Source organism: Candidatus Cloacimonadota bacterium, assembly GCA_011372345.1.
GTDB lineage: Bacteria > Cloacimonadota > Cloacimonadia > Cloacimonadales > TCS61 > DRTC01.
This window is the reverse complement of record DRTC01000635.1, coordinates 1-2,929: the sequence shown is the minus strand read 5'-3', so window position 1 is coordinate 2,929 and position 2,929 is coordinate 1. Positions and strand designations below refer to the sequence as shown.

2 protein-coding genes are annotated in these 2,929 nt (G+C 33.9%); both read right to left on the bottom strand.

The features are described 5' to 3' along the window. Window positions 1-229 precede the first annotated feature (229 nt). Window positions 230-1,777, bottom strand: a complete 1,548-nt coding sequence (locus tag ENL20_12230) for a PDZ domain-containing protein (GenBank protein HHE39320.1) — start codon at window positions 1,775-1,777, stop codon at window positions 230-232. Between the two features lie 230 nt (window positions 1,778-2,007). Continuing rightward, the coding region (locus ENL20_12225) for an HD-GYP domain-containing protein (GenBank protein ID HHE39319.1) at window positions 2,008-2,929 on the bottom strand (922 nt) is incomplete at its 5' end.

Sequence of the window (2,929 nt, the reverse complement as noted above, 5' to 3'; positions counted from 1 at the left end):
TCATTAACCACCAACTTAAGTTGGTGGTTAATAAGAAGATAGAGGTCATTAACTGATTCATCAGTTTCCAAATTTCGGGCAAAATTTCATACATATTCCAAATTATTGCCTTTTTTGAGTGGACTCATTTGAATATCCAAAATTTTATGTTAACTGTGATAACTTCGAAATAGATAAACAGATTTGATAAGAAATCCACAAATAAATTTGTGGATTTCTAAAAAAAATTTTATATCTGAAAAGAAAGCTTTTTAATCCAGATGGCTTTCCTATCCCTGTTTTTCCTAAAATTATCAATCATAAATTTCCTGTTGATACTTACTTTCTGATTGAATCTTTCTTTACCATTAATATTTATGATCACAGGATTTTCCAGGTTGACCATATCCGGATGGATTAAAATTGCGATTTCCTTAATTCGTGATGTTTCAATTTCAAATTGATTTCCGAAATATTTTGCTTTGACTGCTCCGGAAGGACGATTTAAAATAAAAGCATCGTAAAATTCAATTTCCGGGAATTGACCGTTCAATTTTATTTCATCATTGTTTCTCAATACTGTTAAACTGACCTTATCTCCTCTTTTTTTGGAAGCTCGTAAATCCAGCAGAACGCTGATCGAGTCAACAGGAGTTCCATCCATTTTGATAATGATATCATCTTTTAAAAGGTGCATACTATCAGAGGTCGAACCTTCAACAATATCTCTGACCTTTATTCCTTTTCCTTTAAATTTCCGATCATCATAAAAACCAAACTGAATGCGTTTGTTCTCCATTTTCAGATTGAATTCCTGCTGCCATTTTTGTTGAGTTTCCAGCGTATCCAACTCCAGAATCTCGAGCCAATCGCAAGTATAATATTCAGAGCCATCAGTTTCCCAATAAATATCATTCTTGAAGATATTTCGGGGATGCAGTTTCATATTTTCGATGATGAGAGGAATTTCCTTATCTGCATAATCAAAGCTATGTCCGATTCCCCAATATTCTTTGTAAGAAAGGTCTGCATCCGCCAATTGAGCGAGTTCCATCAATTGTCGCATTTCCGCAGCCGGATATAAACTATCTTCGTCCGTATTGATCGCTGCTGTAAAACGATTTTTAAGATTGGGAAGATAAGCCGGTTTTTTAGTTACTCGAGAACCGACAGAAATAAATCCGTTCAAAGGATAAAAAGAAGCAAAATAAGTTGGATCAGATAAAGCAAGATGAAACGAACCGGAACCTCCATCAGAAAATCCGGTTACAAAAATCCGGTCATCATCGATATTATATTGATTTTTCAAATACCTGATCTGGGTTTTTATATTTTCAATTCCAACCGATTCCCACCACATTGTGTATTGATTTCCAGCAGGAAAAAGGATAAACCAGTTGTTCTGTTCAGCAAAAGGAAGGAAAGGATTTTCCACAGCATAATCCCTAAAATCTTCGATGAAATCCTGCCTGCCGACTCCTCCGTGCAGGTAAAGTAGCAATGGAGTTTTCAGTTGTTCATCATAATTATCTGGAATATAGAAAATAAAAGGTGCGGATAAAGTATCGTTGATCATATTTTTCATTTGTCTGAAACCTGTCGAATCATCGAGTTTTGGAAATTTATTCCAGTTTGAAAGTAGGTCAAATAATTCATCATCCGAATATGTTGAAAAATCGATCTTATCAAAAACTCCGCTAATTTTATCCAAACTTTTGGCATAAATATTTGTTTCAGAAATCAAATTGAGAATTATGAAGAGCAATAAAACTAAAAAACAAATTTTCTTTTTTTTCATTTGAAACTCCAAAATTTATTTTGTTCAGTCTAATATCAGATTAATTTTTTTGATTTTTTTATTCTTGAGTTCATTCAAAAAAGACAATAATTTGGAAACTGATGAATCAGTTAATGTTCTCTATCTTATTAGTAACCAACAACTTAAGTTGGTGGTTACTGAAACAGGAAAAAGTATTAATCGTTTTAACGGTTTCTAATTTTATTGAATTTGATATTTTTAGAGTGGGCTCACTCATGAAAATTAAATCCTTTATTCTTAAACAATCGATAACAGACATCCACAACTTCAGGATCATAAAGGATTCTTTTATTCTTCTGAATTTCCTCGAGAGTTGCATCGATACCTCTGGCAGGACGATAAGGACGATGAGATGCCATTGCTTCGACAACATCAGCAACGCAGAGTATTTTTGCTTCGAGGATAATTTCATCACCGGAAAGACCTTGCGGATATCCGGAACCATTAAGTTTTTCATGATGCTGGTAAACTATCTTAGCAACAGGCCAGGGAAATTCGATTGATTTTAAAATTTCATAACCAGCTTGCGGATGGTTTTTGATCAAACTGAATTGGATATCTGATAATTTACCGGGTTTGCTGAGAATTTCACCAGGAACTTCCATCTTACCGATATCATGCAAAGTAGCGGAAATTCTAATTCCATCTATCTGCTCCTGTGATAATTTCATTGATTTTGCAATAGCGTTTGCCAAAATTGCAACTCTTTTCTGATGTCCGGCAGTATATGGATCGCGGATTTCCAAGGCAGAAACCAGTCCATTAACAGTTTCTTCCAATAATTTTTTTAATCGTTCATTACTTTTCTGGAGAGCTTTATCAAGTAACTTATGCTCATGTATTTCTCTTTTCAGTTGTTTATTGGAGCTTATCAATTCCTTTGTTCTTTCGCGGACAATTTCTTCCAGATGTTCCCGATGGATATTCAATTCTTTATTTTTCTGCTGGATTTCCCGGTTAGCCTCTGCCAGTTCCACATTTTTCAATTTATAGATTTCAGCTTCTTTCTCTTTCTTTTCTGTTTCATAAATTGTCTGTAACAACGCAATTTGTTTGTTACTTTCCTCGGTAAATATCTCATCTTTTATCTTTGAATAGAGTTTAAAATATTTGAAAGCATTCTTATCATCT

What these genes read in the sequence shown, in the direction of transcription:
- ENL20_12230 (HHE39320.1), bottom strand. Translation starts at nt 1,777, where the DNA reads ATGAAAAAAAAGAAAATTTGTTTTTTAGTTTTATTGCTCTTCATAATT.